19 protein-coding genes, 1 tRNA gene and 1 pseudogene are annotated in these 19921 nt (G+C 71.2%); 14 read left to right on the top strand and 7 right to left on the bottom strand.

Annotation, left to right across the window (positions count from 1 at the left end):
* The first annotated feature begins 85 nt into the window (after positions 1-85).
* Together ACQKM2_RS05445 and ACQKM2_RS05440 are read left to right on the top strand one after the other, a co-directional pair.
* Positions 86-613, top strand: a complete 528-nt coding sequence (locus ACQKM2_RS05445; protein WP_125597985.1) for a peptidylprolyl isomerase — start codon at positions 86-88, stop codon at positions 611-613.
* A gap of 106 nt (positions 614-719) precedes the next feature.
* Positions 720-1592 (top strand): rhomboid family intramembrane serine protease, encoded by an 873-nt coding sequence (locus ACQKM2_RS05440; RefSeq protein WP_427706866.1) that lies wholly within the window; start codon positions 720-722, stop codon positions 1590-1592.
* A gap of 129 nt (positions 1593-1721) precedes the next feature.
* On the opposite strand, the gene crgA is transcribed toward ACQKM2_RS05440, so the two are convergent.
* The gene (crgA, locus tag ACQKM2_RS05435) at positions 1722-1976 is read right to left on the bottom strand and encodes a cell division protein CrgA (RefSeq protein ID WP_427706864.1); all 255 of its coding nucleotides are present in this window, start codon (positions 1974-1976) and stop codon (positions 1722-1724) included.
* A 91-nt stretch (positions 1977-2067) separates the two neighbouring features.
* On the opposite strand from crgA, the gene ACQKM2_RS05430 reads away from it, so the two are divergent.
* From ACQKM2_RS05430 to ACQKM2_RS05405, 6 genes and pseudogenes are all read left to right on the top strand, one after another.
* Positions 2068-2844, top strand: coding sequence for a DUF881 domain-containing protein (locus ACQKM2_RS05430; RefSeq protein ID WP_427706862.1), 777 nt, complete (start codon positions 2068-2070; stop codon positions 2842-2844).
* Entirely contained in the window at positions 2813-3520 is a 708-nt protein-coding gene (locus tag ACQKM2_RS05425) for a class E sortase (RefSeq protein WP_427706860.1), read from the top strand. Before ACQKM2_RS05430 ends, ACQKM2_RS05425 begins: the two co-directional genes overlap by 32 nt.
* Positions 3521-3623: 103 nt before the next feature.
* Positions 3624-3800, top strand: a complete 177-nt coding sequence (locus tag ACQKM2_RS05420; protein WP_030011120.1) for a hypothetical protein — start codon at positions 3624-3626, stop codon at positions 3798-3800.
* The gene (locus tag ACQKM2_RS05415; RefSeq protein WP_125595746.1) at positions 3797-4435 is read left to right on the top strand and encodes an aminodeoxychorismate/anthranilate synthase component II; all 639 of its coding nucleotides are present in this window, start codon (positions 3797-3799) and stop codon (positions 4433-4435) included. The genes ACQKM2_RS05420 and ACQKM2_RS05415 overlap by 4 nt, the downstream gene beginning before the upstream one ends.
* Positions 4390-5265 (top strand): annotated as a pseudogene (locus ACQKM2_RS05410) (class E sortase); the annotation flags it as partial. The gene ACQKM2_RS05415 and the pseudogene ACQKM2_RS05410, both read left to right, overlap by 46 nt.
* Positions 5266-5278: 13 nt before the next feature.
* Positions 5279-6013 (top strand): class E sortase, encoded by a 735-nt coding sequence (locus tag ACQKM2_RS05405; RefSeq protein WP_427706856.1) that lies wholly within the window; start codon positions 5279-5281, stop codon positions 6011-6013.
* Positions 6014-6107: 94 nt separating this feature from the next.
* Here ACQKM2_RS05405 and pknB read toward each other — a convergent pair whose 3' ends face one another.
* The 6 genes from pknB to ACQKM2_RS05375 all read right to left on the bottom strand — a co-directional run bounded on the left by pknB (position 6108) and on the right by ACQKM2_RS05375 (position 14148).
* Positions 6108-8156, bottom strand: coding sequence for a Stk1 family PASTA domain-containing Ser/Thr kinase (pknB, locus tag ACQKM2_RS05400; RefSeq protein WP_427706854.1), 2049 nt, complete (start codon positions 8154-8156; stop codon positions 6108-6110).
* A 156-nt stretch (positions 8157-8312) separates the two neighbouring features.
* Positions 8313-9779, bottom strand: coding sequence for a peptidoglycan D,D-transpeptidase FtsI family protein (locus ACQKM2_RS05395; RefSeq protein ID WP_427706852.1), 1467 nt, complete (start codon positions 9777-9779; stop codon positions 8313-8315).
* Positions 9776-11200, bottom strand: a complete 1425-nt coding sequence (locus ACQKM2_RS05390) for an FtsW/RodA/SpoVE family cell cycle protein (RefSeq protein WP_427706850.1) — start codon at positions 11198-11200, stop codon at positions 9776-9778. Before ACQKM2_RS05390 ends, ACQKM2_RS05395 begins: the two co-directional genes overlap by 4 nt.
* 31 nt (positions 11201-11231) lie before the next feature.
* Positions 11232-12689: a PP2C family protein-serine/threonine phosphatase gene (locus tag ACQKM2_RS05385; RefSeq protein WP_427706848.1), complete on the bottom strand. Its 1458-nt coding sequence runs from the start codon at positions 12687-12689 to the stop codon at positions 11232-11234.
* Between the two features lie 141 nt (positions 12690-12830).
* Entirely contained in the window at positions 12831-13331 is a 501-nt protein-coding gene (locus ACQKM2_RS05380; RefSeq protein ID WP_427706845.1) for an FHA domain-containing protein FhaB/FipA, read from the bottom strand.
* A 10-nt stretch (positions 13332-13341) separates the two neighbouring features.
* On the bottom strand, positions 13342-14148 hold the full coding sequence (locus ACQKM2_RS05375; protein WP_427706843.1) for an FhaA domain-containing protein: 807 nt from the start codon (positions 14146-14148) through the stop codon (positions 13342-13344).
* A gap of 293 nt (positions 14149-14441) precedes the next feature.
* On the opposite strand from ACQKM2_RS05375, the gene ACQKM2_RS05370 reads away from it, so the two are divergent.
* From ACQKM2_RS05370 to ACQKM2_RS05345, 6 genes are all read left to right on the top strand, one after another.
* A tRNA-Leu gene (locus tag ACQKM2_RS05370) sits at positions 14442-14524 on the top strand.
* A 130-nt stretch (positions 14525-14654) separates the two neighbouring features.
* Positions 14655-16349, top strand: coding sequence for a sensor histidine kinase (locus ACQKM2_RS05365; protein ID WP_427706840.1), 1695 nt, complete (start codon positions 14655-14657; stop codon positions 16347-16349).
* Between the two features lie 10 nt (positions 16350-16359).
* Complete coding sequence (locus ACQKM2_RS05360; protein ID WP_362456786.1) at positions 16360-17019, top strand: response regulator transcription factor; 660 nt, start codon at positions 16360-16362, stop codon at positions 17017-17019.
* 69 nt (positions 17020-17088) lie between these two features.
* A complete protein-coding gene (locus tag ACQKM2_RS05355) occupies positions 17089-18594 on the top strand; it encodes a DUF2252 domain-containing protein (protein ID WP_427706838.1) in 1506 nt (501 codons plus the stop codon).
* A gap of 79 nt (positions 18595-18673) precedes the next feature.
* Positions 18674-19504, top strand: coding sequence for a J domain-containing protein (locus tag ACQKM2_RS05350; protein ID WP_427706836.1), 831 nt, complete (start codon positions 18674-18676; stop codon positions 19502-19504).
* Positions 19505-19570: 66 nt separating this feature from the next.
* A complete protein-coding gene (locus tag ACQKM2_RS05345) occupies positions 19571-19915 on the top strand; it encodes a rhodanese-like domain-containing protein (RefSeq protein WP_427706834.1) in 345 nt (114 codons plus the stop codon).
* Positions 19916-19921 lie beyond the last annotated feature (6 nt).

The raw sequence follows: 19921 nt of genomic DNA, 5'->3' as shown, positions 1-19921 counted from the left end.
GGGCATACGGGTGGAGGATTTCCGCGGCCTTCCGCCCTCCGTGCGAGGATCGGGCCCGACAGTGATGACTATGGAAGGCAGACCCGTGGCCGAGAAGCTCTACGCCACCCTGAAGACCAACCACGGCGACATCGAGATCGAGCTGCTGGAGAACTTCGCTCCGAAGACCGTGCGCAACTTCGTGGAGCTCGCCACGGGCGAGCGTGAGTGGACCCGTCCCACCGACGGCCAGAAGACCACGGCCCCGCTCTACGACGGCACCGTCTTCCACCGCGTCATCAGCGGCTTCATGATCCAGGGCGGCGACCCGCTCGGGAACGGCACCGGCGGCCCCGGCTACCAGTTCGCCGACGAGTTCCACCCCGACCTGGCCTTCACCAAGCCCTACCTGCTGGCCATGGCCAACGCCGGCCCGGGCACGAACGGCTCGCAGTTCTTCATCACGGTCGCCCCCACGGCCTGGCTGACCCGCAAGCACAGCATCTTCGGCGAGGTCACCGACGCGGCCAGCCGCAAGGTCGTCGACGCCATCGCCTCCGGCCCCACCAACCCGCGCACCGAGCGGCCGCTGGACGACGTGATCATCCAGTCGGTCTCCATCGAGCGCCGCTGACCGGAGGGACGGCGGGGCGGGAACCTTCGGGACCCGCCCGTCCGTACTCGATGTGTACCGGAACGGCGGGGCGCGGGCCCCGTCACGCCGCCGATCGAGGGGACCGATGGACACCGACCGTCTGCCGGGCTGCTACCGCCACCCGGACCGCGACACGGGCATCAGCTGCACCCGCTGCGAGCGGCCCATCTGCCCCGAGTGCATGATCAGTGCCTCGGTGGGCTTCCAGTGCCCCGAGTGCGTCCGGGAAGGTTCCGGTACCGGGCACTCCGCCGCGGCCAACGCCCCGCGCACGATCGCGGGCGGGCTGGTGACCGGCGATCCCCAGCTCGTCACCAAGATCCTCATCGGGATCAACGCGGCGGTGTTCCTCGCCGTCCTCGCGATGCCCAGCCTCGCCATCGGCCTGGAGCTGCTCGGCCGGTACGTGGAGTACTACGGGGCACCTGTGGAGGGGATCTCCACCGGGCAGTACCACCGGCTGCTGACCTCGGTGTTCCTGCACGTCGAGTGGTGGCACATCTTCGGCAACATGCTCGCCCTGTGGGTGATCGGCGGTCCGCTGGAGGCGGCCCTCGGCCGCGTCCGCTACCTCGCGCTCTACCTGCTGTCCGGGCTGGGCGGCAGCGCCCTCGTCTACCTGCTGACCGCGCCGAACACCCCGACCCTGGGCGCCTCCGGCGCCGTCTGCGGCCTGCTCGGCGCCACGGTGGTCCTCGCCCGCCGGCTCCGCTACGAGATGCGGCCGGTGCTGGTCACGCTCGGGCTGATGCTGCTGATCACCTTCGTGCCCTTCGGCGGGCTGTCGGTGTCCTGGCAGGCGCACATCGGCGGCCTGGTGACCGGCGCACTGGTCGGCCTGGGCCTGCTCGTGCCCGCCGCGGGCCGCAGGCGGGCGTTCGTCCAGACGGCGGCCTGTGCGGCGGTGTTCCTGCTGGCCGTGGTGGTGGTCGTCCTCCGGACGGCCGAACTCACCTGATCACACCGGCGTCAACTCTCCACAGAGTTATCCACAGATCTTCTGTCTTTTCCTCAGGTGTGGATGACGCTGTGGATAACTCATGGGGAGAGCTTGCGCCGCTCGGCTATCCGGGTATGGTGCCGGGCACTACTTCCACTGGGTGGAGACGCCGAAGCCGGCCGCGATGAAGCCGAAGCCGACCACGATGTTCCAGTTGCCCAGCGCCTCCACCGGCAGCTGGGTGTCGGACACGTAGAAGACCACGATCCACGCGAGTCCGATGAGGAAGAAGGCCAGCATGACCGGGGCGACCCAGCTGCGGTTCGTCAGCCTGATCGCCTGCGCCTGCCTTGCCGGCGGCGGCGTGTAGTCGTCCTTCTTGCGGATACGTGACTTCGGCACGAGGGGCTCTCCTGTCGATGCGCTGGGGACCTTGCCTGCCCCGGGCGTCCGTTAGCGTAGTGGACCTCTGGCGTTGAAGGAGAAGGGTACGTTGAGCAATTCCGACGACTCCTCCACGGGTGCCCGCCGACGGGCCAGGCCCGTCCGGCTGCTGACGGCCGCCGTCTTCGCGCTCGCCGGCCTCATCTTCGTCACCAGCTTCAACACCTCCAAGGGTACGAACATCCGGACGGACGCCTCGCTGCTGAAGCTGTCCGACCTCATCCACGAGCGCAGCGCCAAGAACGCCGAGCTGGAGAAGACCGCCGCCGCCGCGCGCGACCAGGTCGACGCCCTCGCCGAGCGCGACAACGGCAGCACCAAGGCCGAGGAGGCCAAGCTGGCCGCCCTGCGCACCGCCTCCGGCACCGAGGAGCTCACCGGCCGGGGCCTGACGGTCACCCTCAACGACGCGCCGCCCAACGCCACGGCCCGCGTCCCCGGCGTCCCCGAACCCCAGCCCAACGACCTGGTGATCCACCAGCAGGACCTCCAGGCCGTGGTGAACGCCCTGTGGCTGGGCGGCGCCGAGGGCATCGAGGTCATGGGCCAGCGGCTGATCGCCACCAGCGCGGTGCGCTGCGTCGGCAACACCCTGATCCTCCAGGGCCGCGTGTACTCGCCCCCCTACAAGGTCTCCGCCGTCGGCGACCCGGCCGCGCTGCGCAAGGCGATCAACGCCTCCCCCGCCATCCAGAACTACCTGCTGTACGTCAACGCGTACGGGCTCGGCTGGAAAGTGGAGGAGGAGAAGCGGCTGACACTGCCCGGCTACTCCGGCACAGTGGACCTCCACTATGCGAAGCCGCTGGAGTCCGCCGCGCCCTGACGTCGTACTGCGCCTGGTGGTACGGACGTTCAGCGAGGTGTGCCTGACCGCCGGGACGCTGATCGTCCTGTTCACGGCGTACGTACTGCTGTGGACCGGGGTCAAGGCCGACCGGGCCGCGGCGGCCGAGCGCGACCGGCTGCGCGACCGCTGGGCGGCGTCCGCCCCGGCAGCGGCCCCCACCCCCGCCCCCGGCACCGCGCAGGCCCCCGCGCAGGCCCCGTACGAGCCCGGGCGGGCCTTCGCCGAGCTGTACGTCCCCCGCTTCGGCAAGGACTGGAGCAGGCCCGTCCTGGAGGGCACGGACCCGGAACCGCTGAAGAAGGGCCTGGGCCACTACACCGGCTCCGCCCGCCCCGGCGGCGACGGCAACTTCGCGGTGGCCGGGCACCGGCGCACCTACGGCGACCCCTTCAAGGACATCCCCGAGCTGCGGCCCGGGGACACCGTGACCGTCCGGGACGCCACCGGCTGGTACACCTACACCGTCCGGGCCGCGCCGCTGCGCATCCTGCCGTCCGAGACCGGGGTGGTCGCGCCGGTGCCCCGCCGGTCCCCGTTCGCCACCCCCGGCAAGTACCTCACCCTCACCACCTGCGACCCCGAGTGGGGGCACAGCCACCGCCTGGTGGTCTGGGCGGAGCTCACCGGAACCCGGCCCGCCGGGAGCGGGTGATTGCCCCGCTGACCCCCGCCGCGGGGCCCCGGGCCCTTAGGCTGTTGCGGTACCGCCCCCGCGGTACGAGCAACGAACGTGGACGACGAAGGAAACGGACGCAATGTACGGCTGGATCTGGCGGCATCTGCCGGGCAACGCGTGGGTGCGCGCGCTGATCTCCCTCGTACTGGTCCTGGCGGTGGTGTTCGTGCTGTTCCAGTACGTGTTCCCGTGGGCAGAGCCGCTCCTTCCGTTCAACGATGTGACGGTGGACGAGGGATCGGGAGCCACTCCGTGAGCGCGCGCATTCTGGTTGTCGACAACTACGACAGCTTTGTCTTCAATCTGGTCCAGTACCTCTACCAGCTCGGCGCCGAATGCGAGGTGCTGCGCAACGACGAGGTGGAGCTCGCGCACGCACAGGACGGCTTCGACGGCGTCCTGCTCTCGCCCGGCCCCGGCACGCCGGAAGAGGCGGGCGTCTGCGTCGACATGGTCCGGCACTGCGCCGACACGGGCGTACCCGTCTTCGGAGTCTGCCTCGGCATGCAGTCCATGGCGGTCGCCTACGGCGGCGTCGTCGACCGCGCCCCCGAGCTGCTGCACGGCAAGACCTCGCCCGTGGTCCACGAGGGGCTCGGCGTCTTCGCCGGACTGCCGTCGCCCTTCACCGCGACCCGCTACCACTCGCTCGCGGCCGAGCCGGCGACCCTGCCGGACGTGCTGGAGGTGACCGCGCGCACCGAGGACGGGATCATCATGGGCCTGCGGCACCGGGAGCACGACGTGGAGGGCGTCCAGTTCCACCCCGAGTCGGTGCTGACCGAGTGGGGCCACCGGATGCTCGCCAACTGGCTCGTGCGCTGCGGTGACGCCGGAGCCGTCGAGCGGTCGGTGGGGCTGGCCCCGGTGGTGGGCAAGGCCGTCGCGTGACGGCGGTCGCGCCGTCCGCGCCCAGCGAGGGCCGGGCCGCGCGGCGCAGGGCTGCGCAGGAGGCCGCGAAGCGCTCGCACGCGCGCTCCCGCAGGCGCGGCGGGAGCGGACGGGGCCGCAGGCGCGCCCGTCCGCGGGGCGGCGGGCCGGTGGTGGTGCTCAGCCGGGCCGTCGGCGAGCTGTTCATCACCGCCGGCGTGGTGATGCTGCTCTTCGTCACCTACCAGCTCTGGTACACGAACGTCCTGGCGGAGCGGGCGGCCGACGGGGCCGCGGGATCGCTCCAGCAGACCTGGGAGCACCCGCCGGGGGCGGGCGCGCCGCCGCCCGTGGCCGCTTTCGAGCCCGGCCAGGGCTTCGCGATCCTGCACATCCCGAAGCTGGACCTGAAGGTGCCGGTGGCCGAGGGCATCAGCAAGGCGAAGGTCCTCGACAAGGGGATGGCCGGCCACTACGGCGAGGGGGCGCTGAAGACGGCGATGCCCTCCGACAAGCAGGGGAACTTCGCGGTCGCCGGACACCGCAACACCCACGGGGAACCGTTCCGCTACATCAACCAGCTGGTGCCGGGTGACGCGATCGTCGTGGAGACCCGGGACGCGTACTACACGTACCAGATGACCTCGTCGCTGCCGCAGACCTCGCCGGCGAACGTGGCGGTGATCAAGCCGGTGCCGGAGGGCTCCGGGTTCACCGGACCGGGCCGCTACATCACGCTGACGACCTGCACGCCGGAGTTCACCAGCACCTACCGGATGATCGTATGGGGCAGGATGACCGATGAACGCCCCCGAAACCAGGGCGCCCCGCCCGCGATGACCAGCCCGTAAGGACGAACCCGCAGTGTCTCGTGCCCACCGACGACGTTCCGCACCGCCGCCCGCCGACCGCAGTGTGATCGCGGGGGCCCTGAGCCTGCTGGGCGAGCTCCTGATCACGGTGGGCCTGGTCCTGGGCCTGTTCGTGGCGTACTCGCTCTGGTGGACCAACGTCCTCGCCGACCGGCAGGCCTCGGCGCGCGGCGACGAGATCCGCCAGCGCTGGGGCAGCCCCTCGCCATCGGCGAGCGGTCCGGTGCGGCCGGGCGCCCTGGACACCAAGGACGGGGTCGGCTTCCTGCACGTGCCCGCGATGAAGAACGGCGAGGTGCTGGTCAAGGAGGGCACCGCGCCGGACGTCCTGAACGACGGCGTGGCCGGGTACTACCTGGACCCGGTGAAGTCCGCGCTGCCCTGGGACGACAAGGGCAACTTCGCGCTCGCCGCGCACCGCGACGGCCACGGGGCGAAGTTCCACAACATCGACAAGGTGAAGAACGGCGACGCGATCGTCTTCGAGACCAAGGACACCTGGTACGTCTACAAGGTCTTCGCGGAGCTGGCCCAGACCTCGAAGTACAACACGGACGTGATCAACCCGGTCCCGAAGCAGTCGGGCAAGACCGCCCCGGGCCGCTACATCACGCTGACGACCTGCACCCCGGTCTACACCTCGAAGTACCGCTACATCGTCTGGGGCGAGCTGGTGCGGACGGAGAAGGTGGACGACAAGCGCACCAAGCCGGCGGAGCTGCGCTGAGGGCGTTCCCCCCTTCCCCCCGCGATGTTTCACGTGAAACGGGCCCGGCCCCCCTCCAGGAGGGGGGCCGGGCCCGTTTCACTTCCGGGTCCTGCTAGCGGCGGTTGCCGCCGGTGAGGCCGCCGAACCAGCCTCCGCCCTGCTGGCCGCCGTCCTGCGGCTGGCTGGGGTTGGCCATGGTCCGGACGTTGATCACCGTGCCCGCCGGGACCGGAGACGAGGCGGCCGGCTCGGAGGCCATGATCACGGCGCTGTCGTCCGTCGGGCCGGCCAGGACCGAACCGAAGTTCAGGTTGGCCGCCTTGAGGGTGTTCTTGGCCTGCAACACGGTCTGGCCGGCCAGAGGCGGGACCACGGTCGGCTGGGAGGACGCCTTGGAGATGCTGACGTTGACCGGGGTGTCCTTGGGGAGCTGCGTACCGGGCTCGTACTGCTGCGCCACGACCGTCTGGGGCGCGGCTCCCGGGGAGTCGACCTCGGTCGTGCTGCCGAGCTTCAGCTTGGCGTCCGCGAGGGCCTTGGTCGCGGCTGCCTTGTTCATGCCCTTGAGGTCCGGGACGACGCCCTTGGCGACTTCCTTGGCGACCTGGAGGGTGATCACGGAACCCTGCTCGGCCTGGCTGCCGCTCTTGGGGTTCTGCTCCAGCACGGTGCCGGGAGCGGCGGTGTCGGACTCGACGAGCTTCTTCTCGACCTGGAACTTCTTCGACTTCAGGCTCGACTCGGCGTCCTCGAACTTCAGCCGCGTGACGTCGGGGACCGCGACCTTGGGGGCGCCCGAGGACACCTTCACCTTGACCGTGGCGCCCTTGTCGACCTTCTCGCCGGCTGCCGGGTTCTGCGAGCAGACGTTGCCCTTGGGCTGGTCCTCGCAGGGTTCCTCGGCTTCCTTCTCCAGGCCGAGGCCCATGTTCTTGGCGCTGCTCTGCGCCTGCTCGAAGGTCTGGCCGACGAGCTTGGGCACTGCCGGGCGGTTGTCCGCGGTGTTGCTGAAGATCGTCCGGCCGATCAGGATCGCGCCGACCAGGACGAGGACGGCGGCGACGGCCAGCAGGACCGTCGAGACGCGGCTCTTCTTCTGCTGGCGGCGGCCGTGGCCCTGGTCGTAGCCGCCGTGGCCCTGGTTGTCGTACCCGTAGTTGCCGTCGCCGCCCCCGGGGGGCATCGGCGGCATCATCGAGGTCTGGCCGGAGTCCTGGGAGCGCAGGGCGGTGGTGGGCTGGTCGTAGCCCTGGTGCCCGTAGCCGCCCTGGTCGGGGTAGCCGTAGCCGGCGGCGCCCATGGCGGCGGTCGCGGCGACGGGCTGGCCTTCGAGGCAGGCCTCGATGTCGGCCCGCATCTCGTCGGCGGACTGGTAGCGGTAGTCGGGGTCCTTGACCAGGGCCTTGAGGACGATGGCGTCCATCACGGGCGTGATCTCGGGGTCGAAGTTCGACGGGGGCTGGGGCTCCTCGCGTACGTGCTGGTACGCGACGGCCACCGGGGAGTCGCCGACGAACGGGGGACGGACGCACAGCAGCTCGTAGAGCAGGCAGCCCGCGGAGTAGAGGTCGGAGCGCGCGTCGACCTGCTCGCCCTTGGCCTGCTCCGGGGAGAGGTACTGGGCGGTGCCGATGACGGCGGCCGTCTGCGTCATGGTCATGCCGGAGTCGCCCATGGCCCGGGCGATGCCGAAGTCCATGACCTTGACCTGGCCCGTCCGGGTGAGCATCACGTTGGCCGGCTTGATGTCCCGGTGGACGATGCCGGCGCGGTGCGAGTACTCCAGCGCCTGGAGGATGCCGATGCACATTTCGAGGGTGCGCTCGGGGAGCAGCTTGCGGCCGGAGTGCAGCAGCTCGCGCAGGGTCGAGCCGTCGACGTACTCCATCACGATGTACGGGATGGAGATGTTGTCGACGTAGTCCTCGCCGGTGTCGTAGACGGCGACGATCGCCGGGTGGTTCAGCGAGGCGGCCGACTGGGCCTCGCGGCGGAACCGGGCCTGGAAGGACGGGTCACGGGCGAGGTCGGCACGCAGGGTCTTGACGGCTACGGTACGGCCGAGCCGGGTGTCGTGGCCGAGGTAGACCTCGGCCATGCCACCGCGGCCGAGCACGTGGCTCAGCTCGTACCGGCCGCCGAGGCGACGCGGCTCTTCCATAACGTTCCAGCCCTCTCCGTCAGTCCCGACCGCACCGGTGTGTGGTCCGGCGGTGTGCTGTTCGCGGCAAGGCTACCGGCCGATCGACGGTGATCGGTTCGTGACCACAGGCTGATATCGGACCGGTACCGAGCGCTCGGATCCTGTCTCCGGTACTCATCCCTTGTTCTTCAGGACGGCTTCCATGACGGCCTTCGCGACGGGTGCGGCCAGGCCGCCACCGCTGATGTCCTCACGGTCGGCGGCGCTGTCCTCGATCACGACGGCCACGGCGACGGGCGAGCTGCCGTCGGGGAGCTCGGCGTAGGAGATGAACCAGGCGTAGGGGCGCTTGGCGTTCTTCTCGCCGTGCTGGGCGGTACCGGTCTTGCCGCCTACCTTGACGCCGTTGATCTGGGCCTTGGTTCCCGTGCCCTTCTCGACGACGTTGACCATCATCTGCTGGACCTTCTGCGCGTTCGCCGCGCTGAGGGGCTTGCCCATCTCGGAGGGCTCGTGCTTCTCGATCGTGTCGAGGCCGGGCGCCGTGAGCTGGTCGACCATGTACGGCTTCATCAGCTTGCCGTCGTTGGCGATGGCGGCGGTGACCATGGCCATCTGGAGCGGGGTGGCCGCGGTGTTGAACTGGCCGATGGAGCTCTGCGCGTTGCCGTCGCGGCCCATGGTCTTGTCGTAGACGCTGGCGAAGGCCCGGACCGGGGTGTCGATCTTGTCGTTGTTGAAGCCGAACTTCTGGGCCGTCTCGACCATCTTGTCGCGGCCGACCTTGTCGCCCAGGTTCGCGAAGACCGAGTTGCAGGAGACCCTCAGCGCGTCGTTCAGGCTCGCCTTCTCGCAGCCGACGGCGTGGTTGACCATCGGGGTCTTCGTGCCGGGCAGGATGTACGGCTCGGGGGTGTCCGTGGGCGCGTTGATGTCGCTGACCACGCCGTTCTCCAGCGCGGCGGCGGCCGTGACCACCTTGAAGGTGGAGCCCGGCGGGTAGGTCTCGCGCAGGGCGCGGTTGACGAGCTTCTTGTCCTCGGAGTCCTTCAGCTCGACCCAGGCCTTCTCGTCGCCCTTGGAGTTGCCGGCGAAGGTGGACGGGTCGTACGAGGGGGTGCTGACCAGGGCCAGGATGGCGCCGGTGCGGGGGTCGATCGCCGCGACCGCGCCCTTCTTGGTGCCGAGCTGGTCGAAGGCGGCCTTCTGGGCGGCGGGGTTCAGCGTGGTGATGACGTTGCCGCCGCGCTTCTTCTCCCCGGTGAACATGCCGATGGTGCGGTCGAAGAAGAGCCGGTCGTCGTTGCCGGTGAGGATGCCGTCCTCCAGGGACTCCAGCTGGGTGGAGCCGAAGGCCTGCGAGGCGTAGCCGGTGACGGGCGCCCACAGGGGGCCGTCGACGTAGGTCCGCTTGAACTTGTAGTCGCTGCCCGCGGTGACGGCGGACCCGGTGATCGGCTGGCCGCCCTGGACGATGATGTTGCCGCGTTCGGTGCCGTACTGGGCGATCTGGACCCGGCGGTTCTCCTTGCGCGTGCTGAGCTCCTCGGCCTGGACGTACTGCAGCCAGTTGGTCCGGATCAGCAGGGCGAGGACGAGCAGCCCGCAGAACAGCGAGATGCGGCGCAGGGGCTTGTTCATGACGGGCGGACCACCTGGGTCATCTCGGAGTCGGGGGACGGGGCGGGGGCCGGGGCAGGTCGGCGTGCGGTGTCGCTGATCCGGATGAGGATGGCGATGAGGACCCAGTTCGCCAGGACGGAGGAACCGCCGGAGGCGAGGAAGGGCATGGTCATGCCGGTGAGGGGGATGAGGCCCATGACTCCGCCGGCGACGACGAAGATCTGCAGGGCGAAGGCGCCGGAGAGACCGATGGCGAACAGCTTGCCGAAGGGGTCGCGGGCGGCGAGGGCGGTGCGCACACCACGTTCGATGATCAGGCCGTAGAGCAGGAGGAAGGCCATGACACCGGTCAGGCCGAGCTCCTCGCCGACGGTGGAGAAGATGAAGTCGGAGTTGGCGGCGAAGCCGATCAGGTCCGAGTTGCCCTGGCCCCAGCCGGTGCCGAGCACCCCGCCGGAACCGAAGCTCATGATCGACTGGCCGACCTGCTCGCAGGCGCCGGACGTGGAGTAGCAGGCGAAGGGGTCGAGCCAGGCGGTGACTCGGGCCTTGACGTGGCTGGCCGTGGCGCCGACGACGGTGGCACCGCCGACCGACATGAGCAGGCCGATGACGATCCAGCTGGTCCGCTCGGTGGCCACGTACAGCATGATCACGAACATGCCGAAGAACAGCAGCGAGGTGCCGAGGTCGTTCTCGAAGACGAGGACGAGCAGGCTCATCGCCCAGATCATCAGGATCGGGCCGAGGTCGCGGCCGCGCGGCAGGTAGAGGCCCATGAAGCGGCGGCTGGCCAGGGCCAGGGCGTCGCGCTTCACCATCAGGTAGCCGGCGAAGAAGATCGCGATGACGATCTTCGCGAACTCGCCCGGCTGGATGGAGAAGCCGCCGACGCTGATCCAGATCTTGGCGCCGAAGACGTCCGCGCCCAGACCCGGGATGACGGGCAGGATCAGCAGGATCAGGGCGCCGGCCATGGAGATGTACGTGAACCGCTGGAGCACGCGGTGGTCCTTGAGGACCAGCAGCACGACCGCGAACAGGGCGAGGGCCAGCCCCGTGTACATCATCTGGCGCGGCGCGGACTCCGAGAAGGTGCCGAAGCTGCGCTTGGCGAGGTTCTGCAGCCGCTCCGACTGGTCCAGGCGCCAGATCAGGACGACGCCGAGCCCGTTGAGCAGCGTCGCGATCGGCAGCAGCAGCGGGTCGGCGTACTTGGCGTACCGCCGGACGACGAGGTGGCCGATGCCCGCGAGCACGGCGAAGCCGAGTCCGTAGAGCAGCGTGCCCGGGGGCAGCTCGCCGTGGATGGACAGGCCCACGTTGGCGTAGGCGAAGATCGGGATGACCACGGCGAAGGCGAGCAGCAGGAGCTCGGTGTTCCGTCGGCTCGGCGCCTCGATGGCGCCGATGGTGGTCGTGTTGGTGACAACGCTCATGGTGTGGCAGGCCCCCTGTGCCCGCGTATGTCTACTGCTTTTCGCACTGGCCGACGACAGCCTGCTCCGCGGGAGTCAGGCTGGGGCCGGGCGTCTGGTTGCCCTGGGCTTCGGAGGCGCGGCGTGCCTCGTCCTGCTTGCAGGCGGAGACCTGGACCCCGAGCTCCTCGATCTTCTTGCGCGCGCCGTCGATGCTGCTCTCGCTGATCGTGGCCTCGACCTGCTTGCGCTTGAAGGGCGGGAGGTACTTCAGTTCGATCTCGGGGTGGTCCGTCTCCACCTCCGAGAGGTGGATCCAGGCCAGGTTCTGGCTGAGGCCGCGGTACAGCGCGACGTGGTCACCCTTGACGCCGACGTAGTACTGCGTCTGCGTCCACCGGTGCGCCGCGTACAGGCCGCCGCCGACGACACCGGCCACGAGCAGCAGGATCAGCGTGCGCGTGGTCCACTTGCGCCCTTTGCTGCGCCGCTTGCGCGGGTGGTCGTAGGTGTCCTCGTACTTGCCGTCGGCGTCGTAGGGCTCGGGTTCGCCGAAGCTGCCCAGTGCGCCGCCCTGGCCCTGGTCGGGGTATCCGTAGCCGGGGGCTTCGCCGCTGCCGGGAGGGCCGAAGGCGCCCGCGGGCGGCGGGGCCTGGCGGCCGAGCCCGGAGGCCCGCCCGGCCGGCGTCTGCATGGCGTTGCCGTCGAAGAGCTGGTGCTGGTTCTCGGCGACCGCGCCGACGACGACCGGGGTGTCGTTCAGCTGGGCGGCCATGGTGTCGCCGCTGTCGGTGTCGAGGACGTCCGCGACGATGCAGGTGATGTTGTCCGGACCGCCGCCGCGCAGGGCGAGCTGGATCAGGGACTGCACGGTCTCGTGCGGGCCGTGGTAGTCGGCGAGGGTCTCTTCCAGGGTCTGGTGGGAGACCACGCCGGACAGGCCGTCGGAGCAGATCAGGTAGCGGTCGCCGGCCCGGACCTCGCGGATGGAGAGGTCGGGCTCCACGACGTCGCCGCTGCCGAGCGCCCGCATGAGGAGGGAGCGCTGCGGATGGGTGGTCGCCTCCTCCTCGGTGATCCGGCCCTCGTCGACGAGGCGCTGCACCCAGGTGTGGTCCTGGGTGATCTGCGTGAGGACGCCGTCGCGGAGCAGGTAGGCGCGCGAGTCGCCGACGTGCACGAGGCCGAGGCGCTGGCCGGTCCACAGCAGGGCGGTGAGCGTGGTGCCCATGCCTTCGAGCTGGGAGTCTTCCTCGACCATGGCGCGCAGCTGGTCGTTGGCGCGCTGCACGGCGATGCCGAGGGCGGTGAGGATGTCGGAGCCCGGGACGTCGTCGTCGAGCTGGACGAGCGAGGAGATGACCTCGGAGCTGGCGACCTCGCCGGCTGCCTGGCCGCCCATGCCGTCGGCGACGGCGAGGAGCCGGGGACCGGCGTAGCCGGAGTCCTCGTTGCCCTCGCGGATCATCCCCTTGTGCGATCCGGCGGCGAAACGCAGGGACAGACTCATGCGCACCTGCCCTGTCGACGCCTCGGGGTACAACCGGTCTCGAGCCACACTGCCCACCCTCCGGTCGGGAGCGCGCTCGGGTCCGTGTCCCCGGTGGGACGGACCGCCGCGGCTCGCTCGCTCCGCTCGCTCATTCTCGTACTACTTCCGCAGCTCGATGACGGTCTTGCCGATGCGGATCGGGGCGCCCGGCGGAATGGGCGTCGGGGTGGTCAGCCGGGTCCGGTCGAGGTACGTGCCGTTCGTGGACCCGAGATCCTCGACGATCCACTGGCCGTCACGGTCGGGGTAGATCCTGGCATGCCGGCTGGAGGCGTAGTCGTCGTCCAGCACGATCGTCGAGTCGTGGGCGCGGCCCAGCGTGATCGTCTGGCCGGCGAGGGCGACCGTGGTGCCCGTGAGGGTGCCCTCGGAGACGACGAGCTTGGTCGGCGCGCCCCTGCGCTGGCGCTGCTGGGGCGGGGCGGCCTGCCGTCCCGCCTGCTGCGCGGCTCCGCCGGCGGCGCCGCCGCGGCGCGAGCCGCGCTGCGTGACTCGCGTACCGAAGAGGTCGCTGCGGATGACCTGAACGGCCACGATGACGAACAGCCACAGAACGGCCAGGAAACCCAACCGCATGACCGTCAGGGTCAGCTCTGACATTGCCCCCGCTTCACCCTTCGGCTTGCCGGTAAATGATGGTGGTGCTGCCCACGACGATCCGCGAGCCGTCGCGGAGCGTAGCGCGGGTGGTGTGCTGCCCGTCCACCACGATGCCGTTGGTGGACCCGAGATCCTGGATCGTCGGGGGTGTTCCGGTCCGGATCTCACAGTGCCGGCGGGACACGCCGGGGTCGTCGATCCGCACATCGGCCTCGGTGCTGCGGCCGAGTACGAGTGTCGGGCGCGAGATCTGGTGGCGGGTGCCGTTGATCTCGATCCAGCGGCGCGTGGCCCCCGGGGCGCCGGGAGCCGCGGGCGCGGCGCCGGGGCGCGAGCCGGGTCCGCCCGCGGGCGGACCCGGGGGCATGGGCGGGGCGCCGACCGGCGGGTAGCCGTATCCGCCCTGCCCGCCCTGGGCGCCCTGGGGGGAGTCCTGGGAGGTGCTGGAGGCCAGGGTGCGACTGCGGACCCGGTAGAGGCCGGTGTCCAGGTCCTCGGCCTTCTCCAGGTGCACCTTGATGGGGCCCATGAAGCTGTAGCGCTGCTGCTTGGCGTAGTCGCGTACGAGGCCGGCGAGTTCGTCGCCGAGCTGACCGGAGTAGGGGCTCAGGCGCTCGTAGTCGCCGGCGCTGAGCTCCACGATGAAGTCGTTGGGTACGACGGTCCGCTCGCGGTTCCAGATCGTGGCGTTGTTGTCGCACTCGCGCTGGAGGGCGCCGGCGATCTCCACCGGCTGGACCTCGGACTTGAACACCTTGGCGAAGGTGCCGTTCACCAGACCTTCGAGGCGCTGCTCGAAACGCTTCAGGACTCCCATGGGGCACCTCCTCCGTCGTTGTCGCCCTGTACTGCTTACTGATCGTATCCACGCGTGGCGGATTCGGCTGGTTCCCCTTCGGTCCTGCGCGCAGGAGTGTTGGTGCTCACAAGGGATCGTAGGGGTGCGCCAGGGACAGTGTCCCGCACCCGGAGGGGACAGTGGGAGGGGCCGTGCCGGTCGTCGTGAGGGGGGTCGGGGAAAGCGATTTCAATCCGGCCCGTTCGACGTGTTAATGTTTCGACGTCGCCAGGGGAACGGCCCGAAAGGGAAGAACCACTGGGACGCTGCTCGGGCGAGTGGCGGAACGGCAGACGCGCTGGCTTCAGGTGCCAGTGTCCTTCGGGACGTGGGGGTTCAAATCCCCCCTCGCCCACATCGGGGAAGCCCCGATCCGGACTCCGGATCGGGGCTTCTCGCATGTCCGGCCCCGTACGACTTTCGTCGTGCGGGACGCGACGAAAGAAGACGGCGGGCGGCGGGGGCCGGTGTCTAGGGTCGGGCCTGTGGATGCCAAGGCGAGGACGCGTGCGGGCTGGGACTGGCTGAAGGGCCCCGAACCCTGGTCGCGTCGGATGCTGGCGGGGGACCTGACGAGCGCCGCCGTGCTGGCGCTGCTCGGTGTCGGCGTGGACGAACTCAGCAACAGCTCCGGACTGAAAACGGTCCTCGGGGTCGTGGCCGTGGTGTCTCTGGTGCTGCTGCGCCGGAGACTGCCGGCCACCACGCTGGTGGTGGGTGCGGCGGCCAGTGCGCTGCTGCCCGGGGTGTTCCTCGTGACGGTCGTACTGGGCTGGTCCGCGGGCCGGCGCATCGTCGGCGTGGGCCGGGCGCTCGGCGCGTTCCTGCTGGCCTTCCTCGCGGAGGTCGGCCTCACCCTGCTCGACCAGTGGGCGCAGATGCGGCCGATGCTGGTGGTCGCCTTCTCCACCCTGCTGTTCCTCGCGGCGACCGTCATGCCGGGTCTGGCCAGCCGCTACTGGCACCAGCGCAGGACCCTGCTGAGCGCGCTCCAGGAGCGCAACGACCGGCTGCTGCGCGAGCGGACCATGGTCGCCGGGCAGGCCAGGCTGCGGGAGCGGCAGCGGATCGCCCAGGACATGCACGACAGCCTGGGCCACCAGCTGGCGCTGATCTCGGTGCACACGGGGGCGCTGGAGGTGGACCCCGCGCTCACCGACCGCCAGCGCGAGGCGGTGGGGGTGCTGCGGCAGGCCTCGGTGGCGGCCATGCACGAGCTGCGCGAGGTCGTCGGGATCCTGCGCGACGGGGTGGAGGCGCCCGCGCCGGTGGAGGAGGCGCAGCCGGCCGCGCGGGGGGTGGCCGGGATCGCCGGGATCGTGGAGGCGGCGCGGGCCGCGGGGACCGACGTGCGGCTGGGCACGGCGGGGCAGCCGCGGCCGCTGGTCGCCGCCTGCGACCACGCGGCGTACCGGATCGTGCAGGAGGCGCTGACCAATGCCTACAAGCACGCTCCGGGGTCGCCGATCACCGTGGAGCTGCGCTACGAGGACGACTCGCTGGTGGTGGAGATCGCCAACGGTCCGGCGACCGGACGGGTTCCGGGCGAGGTCGTGTCGGGCGGGCAGGGGCTGACCGGGCTGCGGGAGCGGGCCCGGCTGGTCGGCGGCATGGTGCACGCGGGGGCGACCGAGGACGGCGGGTTCCGGGTGGCGGGCGTGCTGCCGTACGGGACGGAGCCGGCCGGGCTCGTCGAGGACGTCGCCGACGACTTCGGGCAGGGCTCGCAGGCGCGGGCGCTGGCGCTGAAGGGCGCGCCGCCGCTGGACTGGGCCGCGCTGGACCGCGAGCTGGCGGTGCCGCTGCGCAGCCGGACCGGGGGTGTGGCGATGGGCTGCGGGATCGCCGTCGCGGCGGCGGTGGTGATGTTGATCATCGTGATGGGGGTGGCGGTGGTGATGCTGGTCGGCTCCGCGAGCAAGGCGATGATCAGCAAGGAGGAGTACGACGCGGTCCGCGTGGGCGAGTCCGAGGAGTCGGTGCGGGGGCGCCTGCCGAGCGGGGACAGCGTCCTGACGGCGGGCATGGACCGCAAGGGCCCGCCGCGGCCGGAGGGCTCGGAATGCCTGGCCCTGATCTCCAGCGGCACTTCGGACTGGTCCGACGACGACACCGTTTTCCGGTTCTGCTTCAAGGACGGCAAGCTCGTCGACAAGCAGGCGTACGAGGTCGAGCAGTAGGAGCGTGCGGGTGACAGCCAAGGTGATCAGAGTGGTGATCGCTGACGACGAGCCGCTGATCCGCGCGGGGATCAGGATGATCCTGACCTCGGCGCCGGACATCGAGGTCGTCGCCGAGGGCGCCAACGGCCGGGAGGCGGTCGAGCTGGCCCTCTCGCACGCCCCGGACGTGGTCCTGCTGGACATCCAGATGCCGGTGATGGACGGGCTGACGGCGCTGGGCGAGCTGGGCCGGGCCGCGCCGGCGGTCCGGGCGCTGATCCTGACCACCTTCGGGGAGAAGGAGAACGTGCTGCGGGCGCTGAGCCAGGGCGGCGCGGGCTTCCTGCTGAAGGATTCGGCGCCGGGTGAGCTGATCGGCGCCGTCCGCGCGGCCGCGGCCGGGGACGCGTACCTCTCGCCCGGGGCGACCCGGCACGTGGTCGACCAGCTGGCCGCGGGTCCGGCCGCCGGGCGCGGCGAGGAGGCCCGCCGACGGGTCGCGGAGCTGAGCGAGCGGGAGCGCGGTGTGCTGGCGCTGCTGGGCGAGGGCTTGTCGAACGCGGACGCCGGGCGCAGGCTCCACATGAGCGAGGCGACGGTGAAGACGTACGTGAGCCGGATCCTGGCGAAGCTGGGCTGCGAGAACCGGGTTCAGGCGGCCCTGCTGGCCAGGGACGCCGGGCTGTAGGTACGGTCTGCCCGGACTTGATCGGCCGTGAAGCGGCCGGTGTGGCGCGAACAGGGCGGGGCAGCGCGGATGGTGGCGATACCGGAGCAGTACGCGGCGGCGGGCGGGGTGGCCGGGGCGTCGGGCGGAGCGGGCGTGGCGGTGGACCCGTCCGCGGGGCGGGACGGCGGCCGGATCCCGCGCGTCGCGGGCTTCGCACCGCGGAACGTCAGCGGTTCGCCCAAGGAGGCGGGGAAGGCGCTGCGGCTGCGCGTCCCGCGGGCGGCCCACGCGCGCTTCGAGGCGCCCGCCGGGCGGCCGGACGCGGTGCGCGCGGTAGAGGAGTCCAACGTGGGGCGGGTCGCCGAGCTGACCCCGATACGGGTGGGCCGGATGGCCGCGAACCCCTTCGCCTTCCTGCGCGGGGCGGCCGGGCTGATGGCGCACGACCTGTCCGGCGGTCCGGTGACCGGGGTGGGCGCGCAGATCTGCGGTGACGCCCACGCGGCCAACTTCGGCCTGTACGGGGACGCGCGCGGCCGGCTCGTGATCGACCTGAACGACTTCGACGAGACCGTCTTCGGCCCGTGGGAGTGGGACGTGAAGCGGCTGGCGACCTCCCTGATCCTCGCCGGGCGGGTGGCCGGCGCCTGCGAGGACACCTGTCTGGCGGCGGCCCGGGACGCGGTCGGCGCCTACCGGCGCACCATGCGGCTGCTGGCGAAGCTGCCCGCGCTCGACGCGTGGAACGCGATCGCGGACGAGGAGCTGGTCTCCCACACCGACGCCCGGGACCTGCTCGGCACGCTGGAGCGGGTCTCGGAGAAGGCCCGGAACAACACCTCCGCGCGGTTCGCCGCCAAGTCGACCGAGCTCCTCGTGGACGGCGGGCGCCCCCGCGGCGGAGCCGCTCATAGACGCTTCGTGGACGCGCTGCCGGTGCTGCGGCGGGTCGGGGACGGGGAGGCCGCGGCCGTGGCCGCCTCGCTGGGCCCGTACCTGGCGACCCTGTCGGGGGACCGGCTGCCGCTGCTGGCCCGGTACGCGATCCACGACGTGGCCTTCCGCGTCGTCGGCACCGGCAGTGTCGGCACCCGCTCCTACGTGGTGCTGCTGCTGGACCACCGGGGCGAGCCGCTGGTGCTCCAGGTGAAGGAGGCGCGGCCGTCGGTGCTGCTGCCGCACCTGCCCGGGCTGGGCTTCCACGCGCCGGCGGAGGAGCACGAGGGCCGCCGGGTGGTGGCCGGGCAGAAGCGGATGCAGGTGGTCTCCGACATCCTGCTGGGCTGGACCACAGTCGAGGGGCGCCCGTACCAGGTCCGGCAGTTCCGCAACCGCAAGGGCAGCGTGGACCCGGCCGCGCTGGCCGTGGACCAGATCGACGACTACGGCCGGATGACCGGTGCCCTGCTGGCGCGGGCGCACGCGCACAGCGCCGATCCGCGGCTGCTGGCGGGGTACTGCGGCAAGAACGAGGAGCTGGACGAGGCGATGGCCGCGTTCGCCGTGGCGTACGCCGACCGCAGCGAGGCCGATCACGCGGATCTGGTGGCCGCGGTGCGGTCGGGACGGATCGCGGCGGAGTTCGGGGTCTGAGCGGCCGGCCCCCGCGGGGCCGGTGCCGAGGGCATGTTTCACGTGAAACATGCCCTCGGGCGGGCCGTAGGCTGGGCGGGTGAGCGAGCAGACCGAACACACCGCACCCGAAGAGTCCGCCGTCCCCGGTGACGAGCGGCCCGAGGCGCGGCTGGAGCGCGCCGTGCGGGCCGCCGAGCAGGCGCTGATCGAGTTCGAGATCGCCGTGGAGACCTTCCGGGTGGAGGTCGAGAACTTCTCCCGGCTGCACCACCAGAAGCTCGGCCCGATGTACTCCCGCCTCGACGAGCTGGACGCGCTGATCGCGGAGGCGAAGGCGGCGCGCACCGGTGATCCCGAGGACCTGCGGCGGGCCCAGGAGGCCCGCTCGCTGGTCATGCCGATGCCCGGGGTGGAGGAGCTGTTCCACGACTGGCTGGGCTCGGACGGGATCTCCGACGACGCAGCGGCGATGCTCACCGACCGGTCGGTGCGGCCGCCGCAGCGGGTGCGGCCCACCGAGGAGGTCCGGCGGCTGTACCGCGAGCTGGTCCGCAAGGCCCACCCCGACCTGGCGCAGGACGAGGCCGAGCGCACGCGCCGCGACGCCTTCATCTCCCGGGTCAACGCCGCCTACGGGCGCGGTGAGGAGCGGCTGCTGCGCGAACTGGCCGAGGAGTGGGAGGCCGGCCCGGCGCCCGAGGAGGCCGGTCCGAGCGAGAGCGAGGAGCTGTACGCCCGCCTGGAGTGGCTGGCCCAGCGCAAGGAGCTGCTCTCGCTGGTGGCGAAGGAGCTGGAGGACAGCGCGATCGGCGCCATGCTGCGGATGGCGCCGGACGACCCGGACCGGCTGCTGGAGGAGATCGCGGAGCAGCTGCTGGCGCAGGTCTCCGAGCGCGAGGCGGAGCTGGCGTCGTACAGCGCCGGATGAGGCCGGCCCGGCCGGGGCTTCGGATAGGTTGGCAGACCAGATCCGTGAAGAGAGAAGGCGACTGTTATGAACCTCGGACCGCTTCCCTCGGTGGACGCCGCCGCGGTGCCCGCCGAAGGCTTCGTCCTCGACGTCCGTGAGGACGACGAATGGGCGGCCGGGCACGTCGAGGGTGCGCTGCACATCCCGATGAGCGACTTCGTGGCGCGCTTCGGTGAGGTCACCGAGGCGGTCGCGGACGGCCGTACCGCGTACGTGATGTGCCGGGTGGGCGGCCGTAGCGCCCAGGTCACCCAGTACCTGGTGCGCCAGGGCATCGGGGCCGTGAACATCGACGGCGGGATGCAGGCCTGGGACCGTGCCGGGCGCCCGATGGTGACGGACAGCGGGAACCCGGCCTTCGTGCTGTAGTCCGCC

Origin of the sequence: Streptomyces sp. NPDC004126 (assembly GCF_050275515.1) — a bacterium.
Lineage (GTDB): Bacteria > Actinomycetota > Actinomycetes > Streptomycetales > Streptomycetaceae > Streptomyces.
The sequence above is the reverse complement of the archived record's forward strand: the minus strand, read 5'-3'. Positions and strand labels throughout refer to the sequence as shown.

What these genes read in the sequence shown, in the direction of transcription:
- ACQKM2_RS05420 (WP_030011120.1), top strand. Translation starts at nt 3,624, where the DNA reads ATGTACGGCTGGATCTGGCGGCATCTGCCGGGCAACGCGTGGGTGCGC.
- ACQKM2_RS05440 (WP_427706866.1), top strand. Translation starts at nt 720, where the DNA reads ATGGACACCGACCGTCTGCCGGGCTGCTACCGCCACCCGGACCGCGAC.
- pknB (WP_427706854.1), bottom strand. Translation starts at nt 8,156, where the DNA reads ATGGAAGAGCCGCGTCGCCTCGGCGGCCGGTACGAGCTGAGCCACGTG.
- ACQKM2_RS05385 (WP_427706848.1), bottom strand. Translation starts at nt 12,689, where the DNA reads ATGAGTCTGTCCCTGCGTTTCGCCGCCGGATCGCACAAGGGGATGATC.
- ACQKM2_RS05425 (WP_427706860.1), top strand. Translation starts at nt 2,813, where the DNA reads ATGCGAAGCCGCTGGAGTCCGCCGCGCCCTGACGTCGTACTGCGCCTG.
- ACQKM2_RS05380 (WP_427706845.1), bottom strand. Translation starts at nt 13,331, where the DNA reads ATGTCAGAGCTGACCCTGACGGTCATGCGGTTGGGTTTCCTGGCCGTT.
- ACQKM2_RS05390 (WP_427706850.1), bottom strand. Translation starts at nt 11,200, where the DNA reads ATGAGCGTTGTCACCAACACGACCACCATCGGCGCCATCGAGGCGCCG.
- ACQKM2_RS05395 (WP_427706852.1), bottom strand. Translation starts at nt 9,779, where the DNA reads ATGAACAAGCCCCTGCGCCGCATCTCGCTGTTCTGCGGGCTGCTCGTC.
- ACQKM2_RS05345 (WP_427706834.1), top strand. Translation starts at nt 19,571, where the DNA reads ATGAACCTCGGACCGCTTCCCTCGGTGGACGCCGCCGCGGTGCCCGCC.
- ACQKM2_RS05375 (WP_427706843.1), bottom strand. Translation starts at nt 14,148, where the DNA reads ATGGGAGTCCTGAAGCGTTTCGAGCAGCGCCTCGAAGGTCTGGTGAAC.
- ACQKM2_RS05355 (WP_427706838.1), top strand. Translation starts at nt 17,089, where the DNA reads ATGGTGGCGATACCGGAGCAGTACGCGGCGGCGGGCGGGGTGGCCGGG.